The organism is Acetobacter aceti NBRC 14818 (assembly GCF_000193495.2).
In the GTDB taxonomy this organism is placed as follows: Bacteria; Pseudomonadota; Alphaproteobacteria; order Acetobacterales; family Acetobacteraceae; genus Acetobacter; species Acetobacter aceti.
In genome coordinates, this window is sequence record NZ_AP023410.1 from 1,724,295 (window position 1) to 1,747,686 (window position 23,392).

The window sequence follows — 23,392 nt, forward strand, 5'->3', positions numbered from 1 at the left end:
CTGTTTTTCTTCCTTCTGCTTGGACCCAACCTTCAGCAGGAGTCAGAACGTGACCAAAGAGACCGCCGCCACCGTATTTCTTGCGAAACAGGATGTACCTTACAGCCTGCATGAATACACCTACGCGCCAGAAGGTGGTCCCATCGGGATGCAGGCGGCGGAAGCGCTCGGGTCTAGCCCCGACAGCGTGTTGAAGGCGCTAGTGGTCGAGATCGACAAGAAACAGCCCGCCTGCGTGGTGGCGCCTGCACATCAGAAGCTCAATCTCAAGAAGGTCGCCGCGCTGTTCGGCGGTCGCAATGCCCGCATGATGAGCCCGGAAAAGGCGCATGATCTGACCGGTTACCAGTCGGGCGGCACTTCTCCGTTTGGGCAGACCACGCAGATTCCCGTTGTCATCTCGCAGGATGCGATGGGGCAGGATCACGTCTATATCAACGCTGGTGATCAGGGTTTTGTCGTCCGTATCACGCCAGCCGATGCGGTAAAGCTGTCCGACGCCAAGGTCGCAGACGTGGCAGCAGAATAAAAAGCCGCATCAATCAAACCCAAGAAAGTTTTTGGTGAAGCTTTTTCCAAAAAGCTTCAGAAGACGTCGCCTTTTTGGAAAAAAGCGACCCCCAAAAACTTCTGCTTTCATGATCTACTCCGGCACCTCGAACACCGCTCGCGCCGCATCCACCTTCTCTCGGGTCACACAGCCCGGCGCGTGATCGTTGACCAGTCCCATGGCTTGCATGAAAGCATATATCGTCGTGGGTCCGACAAACTTCCAGCCGCGCTTTTTCAGATCCTTCGACAGGGCGCGGGAGGCTGCCGTTTCCGTCACTATCTCTGGAGCCGCCAGTCGCTCAGGTTCGAAGCGCCATACATAGGCCGCCAGCGATCCTTCCTGCTCTACAAGCTCCAGCATCCGCTGGGCGTTGTTGATCGCGGCCTCGATCTTCCCGCGATGTCGCACAATTCCGGCATCGGACAGAAGCCGCTGAACATCCGCTTCATCAAACCGAGCGACACGTTCTGGATCGAAACCTGCAAAAGCGGCCCGGAACGCCTCGCGCTTGGTCAGAATGGTCCGCCAGCTCAGACCAGCCTGAAAGCCTTCCAGACAGAGTTTTTCAAACAGCCGACGGTCATCGGAGACGGGAAACCCCCATTCATGATCGTGGTAGGCTTCATACTGTTCCGTCGCCGCGCACCATGCGCAGCGTGGCTGTCCGTCCCGTCCTGCAACGGTCTGCATCCACTTCTCCTGCCCTGTTCGATCCGGCTTACATTGAAACAGGACCGTCCCGCTGATAAGCACGCCTGACATAACAGGACACCGGAGATTGTCATGAGTGCCAGGAAACTGCTGATCCTCCCGGGCGACGGCATCGGCCCCGAAGTCATGCGCGAAGTGGCGCGCGTCACCGCATGGCTCAGCCGCAAGCGCGGCATCACGTTCGACGTCTCCGAAGACCTTGTCGGCGGCGCATCGCTGGCCGAATACGGCACGCCGATCCGCGAGGAAGTCATCCAGAAGGCCCGCGAGGCTGACGCCGTGCTATTCGGCTCCGTGGGCGACCCAAAGTGGAACAATGTCGGCTTCGACAAGCGTCCCGAGCTGGCCATTCTCAAGCTGCGTCAGGAACTCGGCCTGTTCGCCAACCTGCGCCCGGCCAAGGTGTTTGACGCGCTGGTGGACGCCTCCACGCTCAAGCCTGAGGTCGTGAAGGGCCTCGACATCATGATCGTCCGTGAGAGCACGGGCGGCATCTATTTCGGTGATCCTCGTGGTATCGAGACGCTGCCGAACGGCGAGAAGCGCGGCATCAACACCGAAGTCTACACGACGCACGAGATCGAGCGCGTCGGTCGCATCGCCTTCGAGATGGCCCGCAAGCGCAAGAACAGCGTCTGCTCTGTCGAGAAGCACAATGTCATGGAGAGCGGTCTGCTGTGGAAAGAGGTCATCACCGATCTCCACGCCCGCGAATATTCCGACGTGACGCTGTCGCACATGCTGGCCGACAACTGCGCCATGCAGCTGGTTCGTAACCCGCGCCAGTTCGATGTGATCGTCACCGGCAATCTGTTCGGCGACATCCTGTCCGATCTGGCGTCGATGCTGACCGGCAGCCTTGGCATGCTGCCGTCCGCCACGCTGGGCGCGAAGCACTCTGATGGTCGTATGCCTGCGCTCTATGAGCCGATCCACGGCAGCGCGCCGGATATTGCGGGCAAAGGCATTGCCAACCCCATCGCGCAGATCCTCTCGCTGGCGATGCTGCTGCGTTACTCCTTCGATCTCGAAACCGAAGCGACGATGATCGAGAACGCGGTCTCTGCCGTGCTGGCGACAGGTCTGCGGACTGCCGACATCATGAGCGAAGGCAAGGCCCGCGTCGGCACCGACGTCATGGGCGAGGCGATTGTCCGCGAGCTGGACAAGCTGGCTGACTAAAGTCTGGAAACAGGAAAGTTTCAGCGGCACAGAGCTGAAACTTTCCTGAACCCCTGTTCTGCGGCCCACGAACAGGATGATCCGCAGCCGACCCACTGCGCTTCTGAATGGCAGTCATGCTTTAGAGGTGTTCTGCCTCACGTTGGTCCTCGCTAGAAAACATTCCCATCAGACAGACGCTGTGAGGAATGGACGATGACAACGACATGGGGTGATTTTCAGGCAATCATCCAGCTTTCAGCTGGCTTGAATGTCGCCATCCTCAGCTTTGTCGATATCAGTATTCCCGCCATCAAGGAGCGCCGTCACGTCTTCACCAAGGCGCGGCAGGAACTCGATATCTATCGCAAGAATCCTCACAAGATCACCGCCGAAGACAAGGCGGCGCATGCCGACAAGGTGGGAGAGATCGACCGACAGCTGTTCGATCTCTGGCACGAAACCTCTGACTTCGAGCAGGTTGAGGATTCAATGCTCAAGACCACAGGGGTATTCGGCCTGCTCGGAGCGATCCTGAGCATCAGTCTGCTATGGTATTCAGGCGTCCGTTACGACACCACCTTGCCTCCGTTTGGCATGGTGCTGACGCTGGCGTCCTTTCTGTCCCTGTTCGCCGCCTTCTGCGTGAATTTCTTTACGGCCTTTCGCGCCACGCATTACACGAAGCGCTGCAACACCCTGCGACAGAAGATGCGTGAGACGCTGAAGTAAGAACTTCTGACGTCACGGGATAACATCGTCCCGTGACGCAAAAAGCCTTCAGGATACAAACAGACGACCTTCTTCAAACAATTCCCTGATTTCTTTGGCGCTCTTGCCGGTTTTCAACTGATAGTGGGGAGGATCAACGAAAGAGGTCCAGTCGCCACCCCATTCAATTTCGCTGATTTCAGCCTTGGCCACAGCCGCCAGATGTTGATAAGCCCGCTCATCATCTGGCTGATCTCCATTCATATACCGGCCATTTTCATCAAAAATTCCGACATCCCAAGCTATGCCGAAGTTATGATTACTTTCCCCTCCCCGGGCATTGGTTACCTTTCTTTTGTCCCGATCAATGGTTCGGCCGATAGCATATAAGGCATCCTGTTCAGCGTATGTCCTTGTCCCGGAGATGATTTTGGTGACCAGTGGATGCAATTTCCGGGATACGACAAGCATGCGACGGGCAATAATCTGCGCTTCCGGGATCAGTGAGAGAATATTTTTCTCACTACGCGCATCGAATACCCCCTCGTTATTGCGGATATATTCGTACTGTTCTTTCAGGCTATCGCTTGCAGCACGCATGTTCTCATGAAACACGCCGTCAATGGGGCCACCATACAAACCACAAGAAGCACAAAAACGTTGGAAGAAGATGATATCGTCATATTTCTCAAGAGATTCCATGACTCCCTCCAATAAACTTGCATTTTTACTTATTATTTTTATTCTATTAAAAATGAAAACGTGAAATGAATTAAAATTTTATTTGAATGCAATTTGTCATATATGGGACACATCGACGTAATCAAGTGTCCGAACATTCATGAACACACCTCAAAATATCAAGGAGTTTCCGCATATTTTCTTTGGAGAAACGTTTACTCTGGTCATTTTCCTGAAAAAATCTGACATCCAGATTTTTTTACATTCCATCATGCACCGCAAAGGACGACAGACGGAACGGCTCCACCGTTCTTTCTTATGAAAACACCGGGTCCAGATAAGGGCTCGACGCATCGAAAAACAGGCGGTTCTCTTTCAGTTCCGCTGCAATGACACGCAGATCAGCCAGCGCGCGCAGGATCTCCACGCGCTGGGACAGGTTGGTCTCTCCCTGCTCCAGCCGCACCAGCGCCGCGACCGCCGCGTCGGTGGCGTGTTCCGTCCGACCATAATGTCCGCCATAGCGACCCGTGAACTGGGCCATCCGCGCCAGCATGTCCTGCACATTCCGCTTTGCCTGAGCTGGCAGGTTACCACGGGCGATGACTTCCCGCAGACTTAGGATCGCAAGCCCCACGGTCATGCCGGACAGGACGCCCTGCAGATAGGCGTCCACCACGGGGCCGCGCCGCCCGCCAACCGTGTTGAGCAGCCGGACCATCCGTTCAATGCTGACCCCGATCACGTCATGCGGGCGCAGCGGATAGGCGCGTCGGGCCAGCCCCCGCAGCATCTGAAGGATCTGCAGACGCATGTTCCAGCGCACGCCATCCGGATCGAGCGGCAGGAAGACGCGATACATCCACATGCAGAACGCCATGGTCAGGAAAAGCGGCATGGCGGTGTTGAAGAAGGAAATCTCGTCCAGCATCCGCTCGTCGTTGTACGGGCTGACCAGAATGGTGAGGAACAGGTTGTAGGCCACAGCGCCCAGAATGGTGGCAGGGTTCGAGAAAGCCAGACCGCCGACCATCATGACCGGAATGAAGCACATCGCCATCATCTCGTAGGTCGAAATGGCGGGCATGACGAGCATCACCATGAACGTGGCGACCGCTATGACCATCACCGTGCCGTGCAGGAAGGCGCGTGTGGCGACAGCAGGTGTTTCAAGCGTCGAGAAGAGTGAGTTGATGATGCCGACGAACATCAGAAAGAACAGCCCCTGCGGCCATGCCGTGGTGATCCAGATCACGCCCGCCACGAACATGGAGACGCTGGCCCGCAGACTGTTGCCGGTCGCCTGATGCCAGTCTCGCCAGGTCTCGATCGGATAATGGAAATGATCGTGGGCGATCGGATTGCGACTGTCCTCAAACTGTTGCAGCGAGGTCGCCAGTTCGTCCAGCATGTCGCCCAGAACGTGAACCGCCTGCCCTTCCCGCGTCACGATCGTCTCCGCCACCACATCTACGGGAGGATGCGTGACCATGTCCATCTCACGCGCCAGACAGTTGGCCGCCTCCACCCGGCTCGTGGAACGCAGGGTGTCCAGTTCGGCCATGACAGCGCTGAATTCGGCCGGATCGGTCAGACGGTCGGGCAGAGACAGCAGAAAGGAGCGGCTGTCTGAGGCCAGCTTGTCCCAGCTTGCGCCACAGGAAGCCGGATCGGCCATCAGAGCCGCAAGTTCCAGCCCACGGGAAAACAGGGCGGCGACGCCTGACAAAGCAGCACGGGCATGATCGCCTTCGCGCCCGTGCTTGCCCATCTCGATCTCGGCGAATTCGATCTGGTCGCCAAGCCCGGCCAGCGTGGCCATCATTTCGGCTGACGTGCGCAGCGCATTGCGGTCACCACCGAGCAGTGCGCCGAGCGTCTTTGTGGTTGGCCTGATCGCCGCCACATAATTGTCGACCAGCCGGTTTCGGGCGCGCTGGGTCAGTCTGAACTGGAACAGGGAGGAGATGACGGTTTCACAGACGATGCCGAGCGTGATGTAGGTCGCGCGGGCCATGGAGATTTCAAAGATGTGGTTGGGGTCCGTGATGCCGTCGAGCGAGATGATCGAGAGGGTAAAGCCGCTCGCCCTCATTCCGTGCATTCGGTAGTTGGCCATGGAGGCCGGACCGGGAAGCAGGGTGCCGATAAAGCACAGCATCCCGATGGAACCGGACAGAAGGAGGATGAAGAGCAGCGGCTGCTGGGGAGCGGTCGCCACCAGCGTGATGGCGATCAGTGTCCCGACGACCATGCCGAACATGTGCCAGCGGGCCTTGGCAAGAGACTTGCCGCGTGACCCCTGCGCGATCATCCAGACAGTGAGCGGCGCCCATTGCGGACTGCCGAGTTCCCACCACAGGGCGATGCCGAGCGCGATCAGGGAGGCGATGGTGGTGCGGAGCGCATAGCCGAAATTGAGCAGGCTGGGGGCATAGAGCCATTTCTGCCGTCCGACCCATGAGCCGAACCAGCTGGCCTCGAAACTGTTCAGAAAAGAATGAAGCCGGGCCATGAGGGGATGCTGTCCGGGAATCGTCCCATCATTCATGCCCATACCTCACGTTACCACCCGAACCGACAGTCATTGTGACCGCTTACACCAGCATCCTTACAAGCACGTATCAGCGGAATGAATAACTCAATTTCCCGCAAGCAGGCGACGCGGCGCACACATGGCCGCATGAAAACGGCGAATACTGAAGAACCATCCGGTTCCGGGAGAAAAGAAAGGCTTCTGCTGACTGTCAAAATAATCTTTTACCAGATTCGGCCAACGTAGGACTATCCCATGTGTATCTGTTAAGGCGGCGGGAGAGTTTTCTCCTGCCGCCAGAGGTCATCAGTCGTCGTATGACAGCAGGGCATGAACCGGCACGTCGATCTTTTCACGACCGCGCAGCGCCGTCAGTTCCATCATCACCGAAGCGCCGACCACATTCGCACCGGCCTTGCGCAGCAGGGCGATGGAGGCGGCGAGTGTACCGCCTGTCGCCAGCATATCATCGGTCACGACCACGCGCTGACCCGGCTTGATGGCGCCTGCCTGAATATGCAGCGTGTCCGAGCCATATTCGAGATCATAGCTGTGAGAGATGGTCTCACCCGGCAGCTTGCCTGGCTTGCGGAGCATGACGATGCCCGTACCCAGACGTGTGGCGAGTGGCGCTGCCGTCAGAAAGCCGCGGGATTCGATAGCGGCCAGTTGCTCGGGCTGCCACGGACCAACGGCATGCGCCATGCGGGCCGTCGCCAGCTGCCAGGCGTCAGCGTTCCGCATCAGGGAACCAATGTCGTAGAAGAGAATGCCCGGTTTCGGGAAATCAGGAATGCTTGCGATATACTGCTTGAGGTCGATGTCGTTCATGAACCGGGCCGATGCGAGTTGACGGGAGAACGTCTTCAGACAGGGGAACGCCAGAAGCATGACGCGTCTTCGGACAAAGCGGGGCGCACACTACTCTGTGAGGAAAAGGGTCGCAAGGTGACATGGGCTGTTTCCCTCCCCCTACGTTTTTACCGAATAACCGGGAGCCGTCTGATGAGGGGCATTACGCAGAAATGCGTTCCTGCATTGCAGCCGCCACGGTCCTGAGGAATCCCTCCCGCCGGAAAGGCTTTGGCAGAAGCTGAATGACGGGAAGTGCCGCTGCCGGACGGGGGCCATCCAGAGTGAAATCACCAGACATGCAGACAATCCCCAGCTCCGGCAGGCGCTCGCGCAGCAAGCGTGCCAGCCGGAACCCGTCGAGCGGTCCGGGAAGCTGGATGTCCGTCACCAGAAGGTCGTAAGTATTGCCTGCTTCCACCACCAGATCGAACGCGGCTTCTCCATCGGCGGCTTCCGTGACACGGTATCCGTCAAGACCAAGAATGGTCGCAACAATGTCACGAATGGCCGGATCATCCTCCACAACAAGGGCACGGAGGTTGGTTTTTGAGGGTGCTGGTGTGTAATCGGGCGCGGTCCGGGCTGTCTCGGTCAGGGCGCGCGGCAGCCAGAGAGACACGCAGGTGCCGTGACCGGGCGCCGAGGCCACGACGACCCGCCCTCCGGCCTGCCGACAGAAATCGACCACCATGGCCATGCCCAGCCCGGTGCCTTCGCCATCATCCTTCGTGGTGAAGAAGGGTTCAAACAGCTGCTGGAGCACTTCCGGTCCCATACCACAGCCATTGTCAGTGACATCCACCCGCACCCAGGCGCCCGCAGGCAGCGGCGTGGGCTCGGAAGACACACGCAGACCGCGATGGTCCTCGACAGGCAGCGTCAGCAGATCGATGGCGGTGGGATAGGACGCGTTGCTGGCGCAGATATTGATCTGACCGCCGCCCGGCATGGCGTCGCGGGCATTGATGGCGAGATTGAGCAGCGCGCTTTCAAGCTGGGCCGGATTGACCTGCACATGCCATATGTCCCTGGCGCTTCCACACCCGACGGTGATGCGGGGACCGATGACCCGGGCAAGAAGACCGTTGGTCAGGGAGAAGATGTCAGCCAGCGCGACAGTATCCGGAGCCGGTCTGTCCCGTCGGGTAAAGGACAGCAGCTGTCCCGTCAGGGCCTCCGAGCGTCGGGCCGCATGAGCCGCGGCGTCGAGACAGTGCTGCCGTCGTTCGCTGTCGGAAACTTCACTGGCTTCCGTGGCCAGTTCGATATTGCCCAGAATGACGGTCAGGAGATTCTTGAAATCATGGGCGATCCCGGCTGTCAGCTGCCCCACGGCGCGCAGTTTCTGCGATTCACCCAGAGCGCGCTCACTGCGCAAACGAAGGGTGATGTCGTTGGCGGTTAGCACGAACCCGCGGCGGTCTTCCGCATGCAGACCATCGTCCGAGGCAAAGAACAGGGTCCGGCAGAGTTCCAGATCCGCGCCGTTAATCCCCTTGCACTCGACCACCACCGGCGGTGCGGACTGTCCCCGAAGAAAGGCCTGTTCGACATGTGTAAAGGGCTCGAGAAGAGGCTGACCATCAACGACAAGGGCTGCGCTGAGATCTCCATACGGCAGTCCCTGCCGGAGAAACCCTTCGTCAAGCCCGAGGATGGAGCCGAGCCGGTCGTTCCAGTGACGCAGCTGCCCGTCAGTGCCGAAGACGGCGACGCCGATGGCCAGACTGTCCAGCACGGCCCGAAGCTGGAGGGCGAGATTGCGACTCCGCGCCTCGGCGCGTGCAGCCGCCAAGGATGTCCGATCCGGAATCCATCCGGCTGTCACCATGATCAGCACACCGATGATGATCCCGATTGCATCCAGCCGTTTCTGCCAGCTGGTGTTGCGGAGCATATCGGCAAGACGCCCTTCACGACGGGCCGTGTCAACGCTGCTCAGGCTGATGAGCGCTTCGTCGATCCCGGAGAGGGCGGTGTCGGTTGCCGGACGGTTAAGGATGGCGTCATCAGACGTCTGCCAGTTCGCTATCGTGTCCAGAGAGGCTTTCAACTGGTCGAGACTCGCGGGACGGATGCGGTTCAGACGTTCCTGCACCTGCTCCACCGAGGGGAAATCGCCTCTGATGACATTGATCTGAGCGAGCGCGTCATTAAAGCACTGCCGCTGCGTCTCATCATGTGAAGCGAGCCAGGCGAAACGGCAGATGCGGGCCTGCTCCACTTCCCTGTCCAGTGAGCGAAGAATCTGGTCGGCGCTGGCGCTCTGACGGTCCATCTGGCCATGCCGCGCCATTTCATTGCCCAGCTGCATGGCCAGGGTTCCGAACGTCACAATCAGCAGCGCGGCACCCAGAAGCGCAAGAACATGGGCCCGTTTGGCAGGATGGCGAGCCATCTTTTATCCCGTCAGATGTTGGCGCAAATAGCATGGCACCGCCACGCCGCACCGTGCGTCAAGCCTTACTGTATACAGACGATGCAGACGACAGACAGCTTTTTCACGCCATTATTCCGCCTTCAGCATGATCTGCAACCCCGAAAGGGGACCTGTCGCTTCGAAACTGAACGCTGCTTCGCTGCCACTCACAGGGACAGGGACAGAGACCCTGCCTCAGGCCTTACCGGACAGGTGGACGCATGGGGAGGCAGAACAGCATGGCGATCGCCCCCATCACCATCCCGATGGCCATCGGCAGGGGCGTGTCGGAGCCGGAAAACGGCAGTGCCGAAAGCAGTCCGACAAGCACACCAGCAATAGCGCCGAACACATACTGCATCGTGCCCGCCAGCGCGGACGCCGTACCGGCGACACGGGCCTGATCAGCCAGCGCCCCCATTGTAGCATTCGGATAGATCACACCCGTAGGGCTGAGTGTCAGCAGCATTGCCAGAATGACGAGGATCACTGTCAGCGACAGGCCGTGCTGAGGTGTGGGATGGGTATTGAGCCACAACGCAATCGCCGCCAGCAGCAGACTGCCGACAAGAGACATGCAGATGGCGACGGACAGAAGCCTGTGCGGATCGAAACGGCTGACCAGAGCGCCGTTGACCTGTGACGCGCCGATCATGAACACGGCGAACAGACCAAACAGCATCGAGAACTGGAACGGCGTGAAATGGAACCCGTTGATGAAGACGGGTGAGGCCGCCGTCAGATAGCTGAATGACAGAAAGGTCGAAAACCCTGCAATCAGCGCATGCGAAAGAAAGGCGCGATGACGCAGGAGCATGACGTAACGCGTCATGAGCGTGATGGGTGGCAGGCGCAGGCGGAGATCAGGCGCCAGCGTTTCCGGCAGCATGCGCAGAACCAGCAGCACGCACAGGAGACCATAGGCTGCGGACGCCCAGAAGATCACACGCCATGACACGAAGGTCACAACAATGCCGCCAAGCATCGGAGCCAGAATCGGCACTACGCCCATGACCATCACAAGCTTGGACATCATGCGCGCCCCTTCCCGCTGATCCGGCACCAGATCACGGACGCAGGCGGTCGGAATGACCAGACTGGCGGACGCTCCGATCGAGGCGATGAAGCGGGCGATGCTGAATGTCAGAATATCCGGCGCAGCAGCGCAGATAGCGGAGCTGATAGCAAAGATGACATTCCCGACGATCAGCGGCATCCGACGCCCGAAGCGGTCGGACAGTGGGCCGACGGTGAGCTGCCCAATGGCCAGTCCGATGAACCAGATGGACAACGTCATCTGCACCGAAGACAGGCTCGTATGCAGCGAGTGCACCATCGACGGGAAGGCGGGCAGATAGATGTCCGTCGAGATGGGGCCGACAGCCGTCAGAAAGCCGAGCAGAACCGGCAGCCACCAGGGCGTCGTCGGTCGGGCTTCATAAGTGTGTCGCGCTGAAGGCTGCTGAGGCTGGGCGTTAGCGGCCATGCCATTTCCCGGATGTTGTGATCTGGTGATGTAAGGGCGAAAAAGATGAGGATTTCATGACGGCAGCCTTCACGAAGAACATGACGGCGACCTTGATCCTACAAACCACGTCAAAATATTTTTTGGACGTTCTGGTGCTCCTAGCGTCCGGCTTTGCTTCTCCGCAAGAGGGCAATGTGAGTTTTTCTGGCGTCGCCTGCTCATTATGAATCCTGAGCACAACACTCTTGCTGCTGACTGGCTGGGAAACAGTAACGGATTGATCCGGATTTCACGTCCATCATCATCTCATGGCTGATGTGTCGTCAGGAAAGTTCAGTCTGCTGGTTTCTGGTGATGCGTTTGAGCAGCCGATATCCCATAACGCCTGACACACCGAAAAGTACGACGGCGACAAGAGTGCGTCCCCAACCTCCGAACTGTGCGCCTGACCCCAACAGCACAAAGATGATGCTCTGCGGAAGACTGCCGACCAGCGTCGCAGCCGTGAAAGGCAGCAGGGCGACAGCGGAGAGCCCGGCAAACAGGTTGAGAAGAAGGGACGATCCAACAGGCAGAAGACGCAGCGTGACAATGGTCTCGAACGGATGGCGATCAAGCATTCCGGCGACTCGTTCGCCGTAACGCATGAGAACGCCTCCTTTTCCCTGGCGCTTTCTGCGGGCCAGGGTTTCTCTCGCCCAGTGATGCGCCCCCCACCGCGCCCATGCCCAGCACAGCACTGCGCCTGCGACAGTGCTCAATGTGGCGAGGGCCGTTCCTTCAGCCAGACCGTACGCCACACCGGCCGCGAAACACAGGATCTGGCGGGGCAGGCCGAAGAGGCACCAGAGCGTTCCGGCGAGGCAGAACCAGAAACGACCGGCAGCACCCTGACGGAGATGCGCTGTATCGTTGAGAAGATCATGGAGCGCGGGGATTTCCCGCAACGCAATCGCGCCGCCCACAAGAACGATGAGCATGATAGCGGGACGCAGGAGCGAAAGTGCGGATGGGGTGGCCTGATCCCCGGAAACATGCGCCTGTCCCTGCAGGATCTGTCCCTCGTGCTGTTCTGTCGGATCTGACATGGGACTTTCGCTCATGGCGCGCGGTAACACCTCCTTGCTCACGGTTGCAAGAGCGGGGTAAACCGACGCCATGTCCAATACGCCCTCTCCCGCCTCAGCCTCCTCCTCCATCGACGCCACACAGGCCGGTGACGGCATGAGGCTGCGTGATCGCCGCCATGTTTCCAACTGGCTGTTGAGCATCTGCGTCATGCTGCTTGGCATGATCGCCCTCGGTGGCGCGACCCGTCTGACCGGCTCAGGTCTGTCGATCATGGAGTGGCGTCCCCTGACGGGTATCATCCCACCCCTCACCCATGCGCAGTGGGAGCATGAGTTCGCTCTTTATCAGGGCATCCCGCAGTACAAGATCCTGCATGACGGGTTTGGACTGGCCGGATTCCAGCAGATCTTCTGGCTCGAGTGGATCCACCGCTTCTGGGGGCGGCTCATGGGCATCAACCTGCTCGGCGGGCTGGCGTTCTTCGCTTTCCGGAAAGCTCTGACCCGCGGGCTGGTCATCCGTCTTCTGGTTTTCTTCGTGCTGGGTGGACTTCAGGGCGCGATCGGCTGGTTCATGGTGGCGTCCGGTTTCCGCCCTGACAGCACGGCGGTCGAGCCGGTAAGACTTGTTCTGCACCTTGGCATGGCGCTCCTTCTCTATGTCGCCATCCTGTGGACAGCGCTCTCTGTGCGTTTCCCGGAGCCGGAAGTCCTGCCGGATATGGCGGGCGCACGCCGCACCCGTACATTCCTGCACGCAGCCCTCGGTCTGGTTGGCCTGACGATCGTGGCCGGTGGCTTTACTGCCGGCACACATGCGGGATTTGTTTTCAACACGTTTCCACTGATGGACGGTCATCTGATCCCGGAAGGCTACGCGAAGTTGAGCCCGTTCTGGTACAACTGGATCGCCAATATTCCGGCCGTGCAGTTTGATCACCGTCTTCTGGCGACCGTCACGGCGCTGACCATCGGCCTGACGGTTCTGACGGGCATGAAAACGAAGCTGACCACCCGCGCTCATGCTGCTGTGGCGTTACTTGGATGGGCCGTGCTGATCCAGTACGCTCTGGGGGTTACAACATTGCTGCTCGTCGTCCCGGTCTGGGCGGGCACTATTCACCAGACGTTCGCCGCCATTCTTCTGGGTGTTGGCGTTTTCGCGATGCACACACTGCGTGGCGCCAGAAGAGGACGCTCCTGAGATATGAGAGAGAAAGTGTTTCTCCATAGTGTGATGCTGGTTTTGTCTGGACACTAATTTCTATAATGTCGTTTCGAAAGATTTAAACGCAAAGGCCGCAAGAATGAGTGTGAATACTGAGTTAAAAGAGGAAGAAAAACCCGCCGTTTTCAACAAGGCCATGTCGTTCATGGAGGATGGCGATTACGAAGAGGCGTGCGAGGTCTTTGCCATACTGGTCAAGAATTTCCCTGATGATGCCGGATTGTGGTGGCAATATTATTCAGCCCTGAGAAGAGCGCGTATGGATGCTGAAGCAGACCAGTGCGCTGATGATTTTATAAAGCTTTTTCCAAACGACGTCGGTTTCATCCTGCAGTGGGTACGTTGTCCCGACGTCCGCGCTGACTGGAATGAGTCTTTAAGGCGCCGCGAGTTGATGCTCAGGAAACACAATCCTTTCAGTAACATACACTTTCTTCCTCTGGTCACCGAATTTTTGTCTTTGGTGGAAACCAAAAATTTCTCTTACCTGAACAAGATTATCACCCAATATTGGGAACTGTTTTTTGTTGACGGTAAATGCGGCGCAGCTGTTTATTACGCGCTGGAAGCTTTGGGAGATTACAAGCGCCAGATAGAACTCTGTGATCGCCTGCTTTCAACGATCGAGGACGGGTCTTCCGTCATTGAAGGGGTGGATTACAGAAACCTGCGTGCGCTGGCCATGTCAGCGTTGAATTACCATACTCTTCTGAACGCCCAGAAAGAGAAAGTGAGTGTTCTCTCGCTTGGCCAGAACTGCCTGCCTTACACAATCGCCAATCGCTGGGGACTCATTGATTATGCAGGCGATGCTGACATAACGATATTTGATCTCGGCGCCTTTAGCCGCAATTCAGCTGCTGACGCCATCAAAAGCAATTTTTCCAGCTATCTGCAGCCCGAGAATTATTATCAGGGCATTGACCCATCCGGTGTTCCGCAGATGTTCCACAAACCTTCCGGGGTCTATTTCGCTCATGAGCGTGGGCGGACGATCATCGGTGATGACCAGGCTGCGTTTCACAGTCTTATAAAACGCAAGATTGATTCATTTAACAGGCGCTTCAATAAAGGACATGCACTCCTTGTCTTCGGTATGGTTGGAGAATGTGATCTTCCTAAGTTTATGGAAGACATGAATCCGGTTCTGATTGAGAAATCATCCAGACTTCTTGTCCTCAATCTCACACGAGAGCCTGTTGCTCACCCTGATTACTCAAACATAACCTATATTCATATTCCATTCCCGGTTGATTACACTTGGAACGAAATCACTGACTATACAATGGATCGTGGACTGGCATTTGACTCACGCGTTACATCCGCAATACTCCACGAAATAGAACGTATAGCCAGCGAGAAATAGTTTTCAATCCAATGTGTGTTTTATTGTTTCAAAAACAAAGGAATTAATATGAAAGTTGCCTGCGCGCTATTCGTGAAAAATGAAATACACGATATTACCGGATGGATTGCCTGGCATTTTGCTATTGGCATAGACCATTTGTATATATTTGATGATCATTCCGATGATGGCACATGGGAAGTCATCCAGGCAGCTAAACAGATATATTCCATAGATAGTTACAGAACAAATATAAAAGAAGAAAGAGATTTTTATATTCGGCAAGAACAGTCCTTCAGTAGTGCTGTTAAGCAAGCCAAGGGTATTTATGACTGGCTAGGTTTTCTGGACGGAGACGAATATCTGTACATAAATAATTTCCCCAATGTAGTGGATTATTTCTCCCAGAAAAAATTCGAAAAAGCTTATGGAATAGCTATCAGCTGGTGTGTATATGGCAGCAACGACAAAGTTATAGCTAACAATAAACTTACCGTTGATCAATTCACAAAATACAATATTAATCCACCCGATGCTGATGGCTTCGGACTGGTAAAAAGCTTTGTTCGTCCTGAAAAAGTATCCTTGGACTATTCAAACCCACACAAATTAAATGTCAACGAAAATCATTACCTTGATGAAAATGGTAATGTCGTTGAATGGAGAGGCGCCACAAAAAAAGTAAACTGGGAACATGCGAAGGTAATGCATTTTATATGCAGAAGCATGGAGCACTACGTTTCGCGCATAAAAAGACGGGTCAATTCAGATCTGTCAGATTCCATAGGCTACTGGGATCATTTCAACGTTAACGATGCAGATGATTTTGCGCCACTTTCTTTTTCCGAAAGCGCACGAAGCATCATGTATAAGATCAATAGAGCACGATTTTTCAACGCTCTTAAATATGCATGCGTATTTCCTTACAAAAACTATAAGGTGATCTCCCTTTCTGATCATATAGTTTACAGGACTGAACACGCAAAGGATGTGGATGTTTTTGAAATCAGGAATATAAATGGTGATTTCCTGAACTTAAATCAGTCCGGCAGGATTTCGAGCGAACCCGGCGAGAGAATTTATCTTTGCAAACTCAAAGGGAACAATAATTTTTATAGCTTCTTTCAAAAGTCATGTGAGAGCATAATTCTATCAAATGACACAGGCGGTCTGGCATCTTTCTGTGTCGCTGTTGAAGATACGGGTGATGGTCATGTCGCAATACGTAATCCCTACGAATACAATTATCTGACATCTCCTCCCAGTCATTGTGACAACCTGGAAGCAAGCTTCTCTGCAAAAAAAATACTGGATTGGGAGAAGTATACACTGAAGAAGATCGATTATAATGGGAAAGTTCCCTATTCATCTGTCAGCATAAACAACGAAATCAGCATTGATGATTTCATTCATATTCTGCGTAACAACATAGATACAATGTCCGTTTATGATTTTTGTGTATGTCTTGCTTCCGTCATGGATACTGACATATTCACTTTAAAAAGCTGCATGCGTAATCTTATCCCTTATACCTGAGGCAATTCATGCTTCAGGCATCTGGACAGGAAAAAGCTATCTTCTCTGAAGGTGCTCCGACCACGTTTCACTGCAGGCTATTGGCCTTATGGCATCAGTTCAAATCACTTTAACTGATGCTATTTTCTTCCAAAATCGGCAATATTGGCATTGGATGCTATGCTTTTCAGTCTTGTGTAATCGCGTTCTTTAAAGACAGATTTTTTCATATCCAGACATATTCTGGTAAAGTTATTCCAGAGAGATGTCCTTCGGCTTCACGCCATATTATCCCGCAATCCAGCACTCCATTGAAAGCCGCGGATATTGGTTCTCAACAAAACCAGAGCACTGAAATGACAAATAAAATCATTTGATGGCAGCAGTCCGGATTTTCATGTTCTTTACATAGGCGCCACACAATCAACTTATTTGACTGCCAGAAAAACTCCATGAACAACTATCTTCAGAAATGCTAAGGGTCTGAATATATGTTGTTGAAACGCAGGCTTTTCACGCTGAATGCGGCAGCCACGTTGACGGCTCCGTTGTTAAGCCGATGCGCTCCACCTTCCTATGATTTCCACACAGGCAAGACAGCATATCCAGAAGAAGCCCTGCCTGATGGTGATCTGCATATTCCCCTGTGGAACGGAACGCCTCCCGACGGCGGCGGCCCACAGGGAGAGCCCAGACTCTCATCCCACGGGGCGCTGACCAACATCGCAACACCCATACTGAGTATTCATCGTCCAGACCGTCCTAACGGAGCAGCCGTTATCGTGGCTGGAGGCGGAGGTTACCGTTATATTCAGATCGGAAAAGAAGGCATTCTGCCTGCCCGCTGGCTGACCTCTCTCGGCATTATCGCTTTTGTCCTTCTCTACAGACTTCCCGGAGAACACTGGAAAGATGGCCGGATGGCTCCTTTTCAGGACGCCCAGCGTGCAATCCGCCTTGTACGAGGTCATGCAAGGACCTTCGGAATTGAATTGCCCCGGGTTTTGTGGAGACGTTTTTTATCTGATTTAAGCGGCTAATGCATGTGATTTCTGTTGCGCATAAAAACGTGCTTCGGCTTCTGCTGGCGGGATGTTTCCAATGGAGGACAGGAGCCGCCGATTATTGAACCAGTCGACCCATTTCAGTGTTGCTAGCTCAACAGCGTCCCTGTTTTTCCATGGCCCCTGTCGATAGATGAGTTCGGTTTTATAAAGTCCGTTAATGGTCTCCGCCAAAGCGTTATCATAGGAATCCCCAACGCTTCCGACAGAAGCAACAAGGCCCGCTTCAGCCAGTCTTTGCGTGTAGCGAATGGACACATATTGACATCCGCGGTCGGAATGGTGGGTCACTTTTCCCTCAGGCCGCCTCTGGCACAGAGCCTGCTCAAGGGCATCCAGCACGAAGTCGGTATGGGCAGTGGACGAGACGCGCCAGCCCACAATAACCCGGGCAAAGACATCAATGATGAAGGCCACATACACAAAGCCCTGCCAGGTGGAAACGTAAGTAAAATCCGAAACCCAGAGTCTATTGGGGGCTGGTGCATGAAACTGTCGCTGTACCAGATCCTGTGGACAGGGCCGTGCCGGATCGGGCCGTGTGGTTCTGACCCCCTTGCCACGCATGACACCTTTCAGTCCCATCCGGTGCATCAGCCGCTCTACCGTGCAGCGAGCGACATCCAGACCTTCACGTCTGAGCTGATGCCAGACCTTGCGCACTCCGTAGACGCAGAAATTATCGTTCCAGATCCTGCGGATTTCATGACAGAGCTCTTTATCTTTCTGGCTGCGCACACAGGGATTTTTCTGTCTCGCCCGATAAGCGTAATAGGCAGATGGTGCAATCGACAGAACCCTGCAGATTGACCCGACACCATATGTCTGCCGATGCTCCTCAATGAAGCGTGTCATGGTCTGAAGATGCGGTCGAGCTCCGCCTGGGCAAAATATGCTGATGCCTTGCGCAGGATTTCATTGGCCTGCCGCAATTCGCGGTTCTCTCGCTCCAGTTGCCTGATCTTCTCTCGATCAGGCAGGTCACTCACCGCAGGCGCATTGGCCCGCTCATGCAGACGGGTCCATTTTGACAGCGTGTCAGGATGAATATCCAGCTTTGGCGCTATCATCATCACTGCGGACCAACGTGATGGATGGTTCTTCTCTTCCTCCAGAACCATGCGGGCTGCACGCTCGCGAAATTCAGGCGGAAAACGCTTCGATTTGTTGCTCATGAATTCTTCTTACCTCACGGGTCGTTCTGTCTCCACAAAACCCGGGGCAATTCAGAATCGACCAATCAAGGATTGGCGCGCTCGGTTTTTCCGCCGGCGGTCACCTGATGGGAACCTGTGCGATCCGGCCGGAATGGCAAACCTATCGTCCGATGGACCTCTACGACAGTGTGCCCACTACACTCGCTTTCAGCCTGCTGGCCTACCCTGTTGTCACTCTGGAACCACCCTATCAGCAGACGAACACACGACGGATGCTGATCGGCGATCATCCCACCGAACAGGAAAGTATCGACTGGTCAATGCAAACATATGTCAGACCCGGCGATCCACCCTTTTTTCTCGTGCAGGCGGCGGACGACCGCATCGCCAACGCCGAGAACACGGCCATTCTTGAAAAAGCGTGTCAGGACAACAATGTTGACGTGGTCAGATACCTTTTCAGGCATGGAGGACATGGCTTTGGTATGGGGCGTCCCGGCACGGACACCACCGTCTGGCCGGAACTGGCACATGAATGGATGCGGCAGAGAGGTTTTCTTTCCTGATATCAGGCAAGTTTCAGATGTCTGCCGCGTTCCGGCAGACTGAACAGACCATCAGTCCGGTAACTCGACATTCTCAAGCATCTCGTAAACGTGGCCACTCGCGTTCCAGCGCCATACAGAAAAAGTCGGAGCCGTTTCCTGAAAAGCAAGATCACTCACCTTGCCATTCGCAGAAGACAGAACAGCAACACTTGTCGCGTTATCCTGCCAGATCACCCGATCATTGCCATCAAGGATCGTCAGACTGCTCTCACCAGCCCCATAGCAGGCGCTGTCCTGAACAAAAACAGCGCGCACATCCGGCAATGTTTTTCCGAGATCCAGAGGAATACTGCGAGGTGTTACAGGATGATTGCAGTCATCGATGTACTTTCCGTCCTGCAGTTCCAGATTGGCCACACTCCGCAACCTTTCTGAACTGGAGACCGGAACCGGTTTCGCATCCTTGAAAGTCAGAACCTTCGCCTTTCTGACCAGCCGGACGTAATCCTCGGCATGCGCCGGAACAGCGATGCTCATCACAAGAGCGCCCGCCAAAACGCCAAGCCACTTCATCGAATGCCCTTTCAATCCTCTTATCATGTCACCGCAGAACACATCTTCCCGCACAGCATGGCATAAACTGCACATAGCTTACAGACCAAGAAACATCCTGTCAGTATCCACTCTGAAAACAGCCATGCCAAACACGGGAAAACGCTTAAAAAGCCCGATTACAGGCTCCGTTGCCAGAAACACTCCCGATGACACACTGTTCTTGTCAGCGGGCCCGAAGGACTGTGCCGTAAGATGTCCTGCCAAGATCGTCGGCATACTTGCCTTCCATCCAGGCCCGCCGTCCTGACACCATCACCTCTCGCACCACGCCAACCGGACGGTTGACCATAGCCCGACAGCCGAGTTCAGACCGTTCCTGCAATTCACAGGTCTGTTCCGGGTCCCACACCCGGAGAGCTTCCGGATCAACGACACAGAGATCAGCTTTGGCCCCAACACGGATAACTCCCACATCCAGTCCGAAAAACTCAGCCGGAACGGAAGTCAGACGCATGATGCTTTCGGCGACACGGGTTAACCCCTCTTCCTGCGAGATTTTCAGGGTACGCAGGTTACCATCGTAAAAGGCGATATTGGCAAGATGCGCTCCGCTGTCATTGAAACCCGGCAAGGTCATGGGATGGAACAGGAGATATCGAAGGATATCGGGGTCATTATTCGCAATGGCCGTCTCCCAGCGCAGGGCCGTATCCCATTCACGCAGCAGGAACAACAGAAACTGGGCATCGTTTTTTGCAGAGCCCGGCACTTTCCGAAACAACGCTTCCTCGGCAGCGTTCTCTGCTCCGTAGCGCCCTCCGGAAGCCCGCCATAGTTTCAGGCGACGATAGGGTTCTTTCAAGGTCTTGCCACACCAGAGTGGCAGAGGACATTCCACGACATTCATGTCGGCCAGAGAACGGCTCAGAACAATAGGATCAAGACGCAGCCACCGCTGTAGCCGGGCGAAGGAAAATCCTTTTCTGCCCTTCATCCACATCCGGCAAAAAGCCTTTTCCCACTGTGGATCATTCAGAATCCGCAACCGTCCTTCCCGGTCATCCAGCTCCAGTTCATTCAGCGCCCTGAGTTCAGGCAGTTCGTCCGCGACCGGATTGATAGCGCCGTCACTCCATATCCGGAACGGTCCTGACAGAGCCTGAAAATGAAAATGACCGCCAACAATTTTTGAATTGAGAATACGGGCCAGCATCAGACAAAGCCTGTAAGCCAACTGATTGGTGCGCAGATCAAGAGCCGCCAGAACGGATGCTTTCAGCGCACGTCCGTAAAGACGCCGGCTGGTCAGCAGGAATGTCCTGACTGCGTCAACAATATCATCTTTCGGCGGCGTGGCCTGCCATACTCTCCCAAAACGACGGACAACTGACAGCAGGCGCTTCAGTTCGGAAAATTCAGCATACTGAGTTGGGATTCTGTTTTTCTTGTGGGGGGCGTTGGCAAGAAAATGGAAGGGCAACGCATCGGTGGACAGGCCGACATATCCCTCCTGCATGGCCGTTTCCACCAGCTTTTCCATCTGCCGCAATTCTATAGCCGTTGGCTTGCGGGAAACCGAGCCTTTCAGCCCCATCACCTCAATCCGCACCATGGAATGTGGCAGCAGAGGTGCGACATTCACACCAAGCGGCATGGCCTTAAGATGGTCCAGATATGAGCTGGAGCTATCCCAGGTACAGTGTTCCGCCACCTTTTCCAGCACGGCACGGGGGATATTTTCCACCCGGGCGAAGCAGTCCACGATAGGATCCTCGCCATTGCGCCGCTGGTTGCCATAACTCACGCCGATCGAGCAGTTACCAATCACAACCGTGGTCGTACCGTGCCGAACGACCTCCGGCAGGCCCGGCGTCAGTTCCACTTCCAGATCCAGATGAGTGTGAATATCCAGCATACCCGGCAACAGCCAGAGACCGTGGCAATTGATTTCCACAGCCTCTTCCGACACGGGAAGGGTTTTTCCGATAGCAGCGATTATACCATCCCGTATGAGGACATCGGACTGGACAGGCGCACCCCCAAGCCCATCAAACAGGGTGGCGTTTCTATACACGGTCTCAGACAATCCGGCCTCCAGCTCATCGCTCCCCAAGACTGAAACCGGCTGACTCCCATACGTCAATCCCTGCATGTAGCAATACCATTCTACCGAACCAGGATGCTACATAAGGGCGATAATTCCGTTTTCTACACCGTTCCAACCCGAAACCGGTTCATGGCAGCATCAATCCGTTCATACCTCGCACCATTTGCCAAGCTGCGCTAAACCCGTACAGGCCGATCCCACAACAGCCGGATGAACCCGTGAGTCTCACAGAAACAGCCCATGCGAAGATCAATCTCTACCTGCATGTCACGGGCAAACGGCCAGATGGCTACCACCTGCTCGACAGCCTTGTTGTGTTTGCGGGAGCTGCGGACCGCCTCACCCATGAAGCCTCTGAAGCACCGCTATCACTGGAACTGACCGGACCTTTTGGCCAAAAACTCGCATCGGAAGCCTCGGACGACAATCTTGTTATACGGGCGGCCCGCCTGCTGACCCAAGGAATGGACACGCCGCTCACCGGTCGCCTCATCCTTGAGAAAAATCTGCCGGTTGCGTCCGGCATCGGCGGTGGATCAGCTGACGCGGCCGCCACACTCCGCCTTGTGGATCGTCTTCTGGCTCTCGGCACGCCGGAAGCGCGTCTTCTGGCGATCGCGGAGCAACTGGGGGCGGATGTGCCTGTCTGTCTGCTCCAGAAGCCAACCCTGATGCGCGGCATCGGCGAGCAGCTTGATCCCGCGCCCGCTCTCCCACCCTGCGGAATACTGCTTGTAAACTGTGGTGAGGCTGTTTCCACCCCTGCCATTTTCAAGGCACGCAACGCCGCCTTTTCCGAAGACGCCATTCTACCCGCTGCATGGCCGACTGCCGCCGCCATGACGGACGATCTTCAGCGCCTCAGCAATGATCTTGAACCACCAGCCTGCACGCTCTGCCCTTCCATCAGCATTGTTCTGGACGCCATCGGCGCTCTGCCGGGCTGCCTGCTCAACCGGATGAGCGGCTCCGGCGCAACCTGCTTCGGCCTGTTCGATACGGCTGAGGACGCAGAGGCAGCCGCAAGGCGGCTCAGACAGGAACAGCAGAATGACTGGTGGGTCTGGGCCGGGGCAGTTCTGCCTGCTTCCGATCAGTCGCCAGCCTGAAAGAGCATTTCTCTCAGGAAGCGAATGGCTTTATAATGCAGGAGAGACACCTGAAATATCGGTTTCAGGTTGCCTCGATCAGCAGGAAAGCCTGACGGAAGAATGAGCAAGAAACCGACTCTCCCGGACACATCGGCTCCTGCGGAACGCGTCAGGGATCCTCATGTTCATATCTCGGCGTCCGAGGACTTCAAACAGGCGACCCTGACCATCACGTCAGGACGCAAGAAGATCGTGCTGGACCTGAATGCGGCTCAGGTTGCCGATCTGATCACAGGACTGGGCGCTGTGCATCAGGCCATGATCGGCACGGATATTCCCCCCATCGAAGGCGTTTCCTTCACACCTGTCCGTCGCACCAACTGGGCGCTCCAGCTTGATCCGGAGTCACAGGGCTCCATTCTCGCCTTCCAGCACCCTGCCTACGGCCCTATCGGCCTTGCCATGACCCCCACCGATGCGGCCAAGGTTGCGAAAGGGCTATCCTTACATCAGCAGCTCAATGCCGCGACACTGAAAGCATCCGGACCGGCCAACTGACGGGTCATCTCCTCCTTTTGTTCTGAAACATAGACCTTCACAAAGGGACAGAGTCCCTT

General features: G+C 55.7%; 21 protein-coding genes and 1 other annotated feature. Of the genes, 11 read left to right on the forward strand and 10 right to left on the reverse strand.

Annotation, left to right across the window (positions count from 1 at the left end; all coding sequences use genetic code 11):
• Nucleotides 1-49 precede the first annotated feature (49 nt).
• A complete protein-coding gene (locus EMQ_RS07790; RefSeq protein WP_010668189.1) occupies nucleotides 50-529 on the forward strand; it encodes a YbaK/EbsC family protein in 480 nt (159 codons plus the stop codon).
• A 114-nt stretch (nucleotides 530-643) separates the two neighbouring features.
• Here EMQ_RS07790 and EMQ_RS07795 read toward each other — a convergent pair whose 3' ends face one another.
• Complete coding sequence (locus EMQ_RS07795) at nucleotides 644-1,243, reverse strand: DNA-3-methyladenine glycosylase I (RefSeq protein ID WP_010667248.1); 600 nt, start codon at nucleotides 1,241-1,243, stop codon at nucleotides 644-646.
• Between the two features lie 93 nt (nucleotides 1,244-1,336).
• Between EMQ_RS07795 and leuB the strand changes: the two genes are divergently transcribed.
• Both leuB and EMQ_RS07805 read left to right on the forward strand, forming a co-directional pair.
• Nucleotides 1,337-2,446, forward strand: a complete 1,110-nt coding sequence (leuB, locus tag EMQ_RS07800) for a 3-isopropylmalate dehydrogenase (RefSeq protein ID WP_010667247.1) — start codon at nucleotides 1,337-1,339, stop codon at nucleotides 2,444-2,446.
• Between the two features lie 195 nt (nucleotides 2,447-2,641).
• A complete protein-coding gene (locus EMQ_RS07805) occupies nucleotides 2,642-3,157 on the forward strand; it encodes a hypothetical protein (protein WP_010667246.1) in 516 nt (171 codons plus the stop codon).
• Nucleotides 3,158-3,205: 48 nt separating this feature from the next.
• Here EMQ_RS07805 and EMQ_RS07810 read toward each other — a convergent pair whose 3' ends face one another.
• The 5 genes from EMQ_RS07810 to EMQ_RS07830 form a co-directional block, all read right to left on the reverse strand.
• Entirely contained in the window at nucleotides 3,206-3,838 is a 633-nt protein-coding gene (locus tag EMQ_RS07810) for a M15 family metallopeptidase (protein ID WP_018308210.1), read from the reverse strand.
• Nucleotides 3,839-4,133: 295 nt separating this feature from the next.
• On the reverse strand, nucleotides 4,134-6,332 hold the full coding sequence (locus tag EMQ_RS07815; protein WP_231367971.1) for an FUSC family protein: 2,199 nt from the start codon (nucleotides 6,330-6,332) through the stop codon (nucleotides 4,134-4,136).
• Nucleotides 6,333-6,659: 327 nt separating this feature from the next.
• Nucleotides 6,660-7,184 carry an adenine phosphoribosyltransferase gene (locus EMQ_RS07820; RefSeq protein WP_026200146.1) on the reverse strand — a complete coding sequence of 175 codons (525 nt, stop codon included), beginning with the start codon at nucleotides 7,182-7,184 and terminating at the stop codon, nucleotides 6,660-6,662.
• 184 nt (nucleotides 7,185-7,368) lie between these two features.
• Nucleotides 7,369-9,606 (reverse strand): ATP-binding protein, encoded by a 2,238-nt coding sequence (locus EMQ_RS07825; RefSeq protein ID WP_018308209.1) that lies wholly within the window; start codon nucleotides 9,604-9,606, stop codon nucleotides 7,369-7,371.
• 223 nt (nucleotides 9,607-9,829) lie between these two features.
• Nucleotides 9,830-11,113, reverse strand: a complete 1,284-nt coding sequence (locus tag EMQ_RS07830; protein ID WP_018308208.1) for a multidrug effflux MFS transporter — start codon at nucleotides 11,111-11,113, stop codon at nucleotides 9,830-9,832.
• A gap of 56 nt (nucleotides 11,114-11,169) precedes the next feature.
• On the opposite strand from EMQ_RS07830, the gene EMQ_RS07835 reads away from it, so the two are divergent.
• Nucleotides 11,170-11,322 carry a hypothetical protein gene (locus EMQ_RS07835; RefSeq protein WP_010668942.1) on the forward strand — a complete coding sequence of 51 codons (153 nt, stop codon included), beginning with the start codon at nucleotides 11,170-11,172 and terminating at the stop codon, nucleotides 11,320-11,322.
• A gap of 96 nt (nucleotides 11,323-11,418) precedes the next feature.
• On the opposite strand, the gene EMQ_RS07840 is transcribed toward EMQ_RS07835, so the two are convergent.
• Nucleotides 11,419-12,255, reverse strand: a complete 837-nt coding sequence (locus tag EMQ_RS07840) for a TVP38/TMEM64 family protein (protein WP_010668943.1) — start codon at nucleotides 12,253-12,255, stop codon at nucleotides 11,419-11,421.
• Here EMQ_RS07840 and EMQ_RS07845 point away from each other — a divergent pair.
• The 4 genes from EMQ_RS07845 (at nucleotide 12,254) to EMQ_RS07860 (ending at nucleotide 17,293) form a co-directional block, all read left to right on the forward strand.
• Entirely contained in the window at nucleotides 12,254-13,369 is a 1,116-nt protein-coding gene (locus EMQ_RS07845) for a COX15/CtaA family protein (protein WP_018308207.1), read from the forward strand. The genes EMQ_RS07840 and EMQ_RS07845 overlap by 2 nt on opposite strands.
• Before the next feature lie 103 nt (nucleotides 13,370-13,472).
• Nucleotides 13,473-14,759, forward strand: a complete 1,287-nt coding sequence (locus EMQ_RS07850; protein WP_010669222.1) for a tetratricopeptide repeat protein — start codon at nucleotides 13,473-13,475, stop codon at nucleotides 14,757-14,759.
• Nucleotides 14,760-14,807: 48 nt separating this feature from the next.
• Nucleotides 14,808-16,274 carry a glycosyltransferase family 2 protein gene (locus EMQ_RS07855; protein WP_018308206.1) on the forward strand — a complete coding sequence of 489 codons (1,467 nt, stop codon included), beginning with the start codon at nucleotides 14,808-14,810 and terminating at the stop codon, nucleotides 16,272-16,274.
• A gap of 470 nt (nucleotides 16,275-16,744) precedes the next feature.
• On the forward strand, nucleotides 16,745-17,293 hold the full coding sequence (locus tag EMQ_RS07860) for an alpha/beta hydrolase (RefSeq protein ID WP_018308205.1): 549 nt from the start codon (nucleotides 16,745-16,747) through the stop codon (nucleotides 17,291-17,293).
• On the opposite strand, the gene EMQ_RS07865 is transcribed toward EMQ_RS07860, so the two are convergent.
• Nucleotides 17,282-18,492 (reverse strand): IS3 family transposase gene (locus EMQ_RS07865; protein ID WP_132012128.1). Its coding sequence is split into 2 segments (ribosomal slippage): nucleotides 17,282-18,207 and nucleotides 18,207-18,492, totalling 1,212 coding nucleotides; the frame shifts between segments, so codons are not numbered across the junction. The genes EMQ_RS07860 and EMQ_RS07865 overlap by 12 nt on opposite strands.
• Nucleotides 18,098-18,214 (reverse strand) — a sequence feature (AL1L pseudoknot). (Overlaps the previous gene by 117 nt.)
• Before the next feature lie 71 nt (nucleotides 18,493-18,563).
• Between EMQ_RS07865 and EMQ_RS07870 the strand changes: the two genes are divergently transcribed.
• A complete protein-coding gene (locus tag EMQ_RS07870) occupies nucleotides 18,564-19,040 on the forward strand; it encodes an alpha/beta hydrolase (RefSeq protein WP_231368054.1) in 477 nt (158 codons plus the stop codon).
• Between the two features lie 51 nt (nucleotides 19,041-19,091).
• On the opposite strand, the gene EMQ_RS07875 is transcribed toward EMQ_RS07870, so the two are convergent.
• Together EMQ_RS07875 and EMQ_RS07880 are read right to left on the reverse strand one after the other, a co-directional pair.
• Nucleotides 19,092-19,595, reverse strand: a complete 504-nt coding sequence (locus EMQ_RS07875; protein WP_010668516.1) for a hypothetical protein — start codon at nucleotides 19,593-19,595, stop codon at nucleotides 19,092-19,094.
• A 205-nt stretch (nucleotides 19,596-19,800) separates the two neighbouring features.
• A complete protein-coding gene (locus tag EMQ_RS07880; protein ID WP_018308203.1) occupies nucleotides 19,801-21,663 on the reverse strand; it encodes an N-acyl-D-amino-acid deacylase family protein in 1,863 nt (620 codons plus the stop codon).
• A 239-nt stretch (nucleotides 21,664-21,902) separates the two neighbouring features.
• Between EMQ_RS07880 and EMQ_RS07885 the strand changes: the two genes are divergently transcribed.
• Both EMQ_RS07885 and EMQ_RS07890 read left to right on the forward strand, forming a co-directional pair.
• Nucleotides 21,903-22,793, forward strand: coding sequence for a 4-(cytidine 5'-diphospho)-2-C-methyl-D-erythritol kinase (locus tag EMQ_RS07885; RefSeq protein ID WP_018308202.1), 891 nt, complete (start codon nucleotides 21,903-21,905; stop codon nucleotides 22,791-22,793).
• 102 nt (nucleotides 22,794-22,895) lie between these two features.
• A complete protein-coding gene (locus EMQ_RS07890; RefSeq protein WP_010668051.1) occupies nucleotides 22,896-23,333 on the forward strand; it encodes a hypothetical protein in 438 nt (145 codons plus the stop codon).
• The last annotated feature ends 59 nt before the right edge of the window (nucleotides 23,334-23,392 follow it).

Bases quoted from the DNA above. Each gene is read 5' to 3' on its own strand.
- EMQ_RS07795 (WP_010667248.1), bottom strand. From the start codon at position 1,243: ATGCAGACCGTTGCAGGACGGGACGGACAGCCACGCTGCGCATGGTGC.
- leuB (WP_010667247.1), top strand. From the start codon at position 1,337: ATGAGTGCCAGGAAACTGCTGATCCTCCCGGGCGACGGCATCGGCCCC.
- EMQ_RS07805 (WP_010667246.1), top strand. From the start codon at position 2,642: ATGACAACGACATGGGGTGATTTTCAGGCAATCATCCAGCTTTCAGCT.
- EMQ_RS07810 (WP_018308210.1), bottom strand. From the start codon at position 3,838: ATGGAATCTCTTGAGAAATATGACGATATCATCTTCTTCCAACGTTTT.
- EMQ_RS07815 (WP_231367971.1), bottom strand. From the start codon at position 6,332: ATGGCCCGGCTTCATTCTTTTCTGAACAGTTTCGAGGCCAGCTGGTTC.
- EMQ_RS07820 (WP_026200146.1), bottom strand. From the start codon at position 7,184: ATGAACGACATCGACCTCAAGCAGTATATCGCAAGCATTCCTGATTTC.
- EMQ_RS07825 (WP_018308209.1), bottom strand. From the start codon at position 9,606: ATGGCTCGCCATCCTGCCAAACGGGCCCATGTTCTTGCGCTTCTGGGT.
- EMQ_RS07830 (WP_018308208.1), bottom strand. From the start codon at position 11,113: ATGGCCGCTAACGCCCAGCCTCAGCAGCCTTCAGCGCGACACACTTAT.
- EMQ_RS07835 (WP_010668942.1), top strand. From the start codon at position 11,170: ATGACGGCAGCCTTCACGAAGAACATGACGGCGACCTTGATCCTACAA.
- EMQ_RS07845 (WP_018308207.1), top strand. From the start codon at position 12,254: ATGTCCAATACGCCCTCTCCCGCCTCAGCCTCCTCCTCCATCGACGCC.
- EMQ_RS07840 (WP_010668943.1), bottom strand. From the start codon at position 12,255: ATGGCGTCGGTTTACCCCGCTCTTGCAACCGTGAGCAAGGAGGTGTTA.
- EMQ_RS07850 (WP_010669222.1), top strand. From the start codon at position 13,473: ATGAGTGTGAATACTGAGTTAAAAGAGGAAGAAAAACCCGCCGTTTTC.
- EMQ_RS07855 (WP_018308206.1), top strand. From the start codon at position 14,808: ATGAAAGTTGCCTGCGCGCTATTCGTGAAAAATGAAATACACGATATT.
- EMQ_RS07860 (WP_018308205.1), top strand. From the start codon at position 16,745: ATGTTGTTGAAACGCAGGCTTTTCACGCTGAATGCGGCAGCCACGTTG.
- EMQ_RS07875 (WP_010668516.1), bottom strand. From the start codon at position 19,595: ATGAAGTGGCTTGGCGTTTTGGCGGGCGCTCTTGTGATGAGCATCGCT.
- EMQ_RS07890 (WP_010668051.1), top strand. From the start codon at position 22,896: ATGAGCAAGAAACCGACTCTCCCGGACACATCGGCTCCTGCGGAACGC.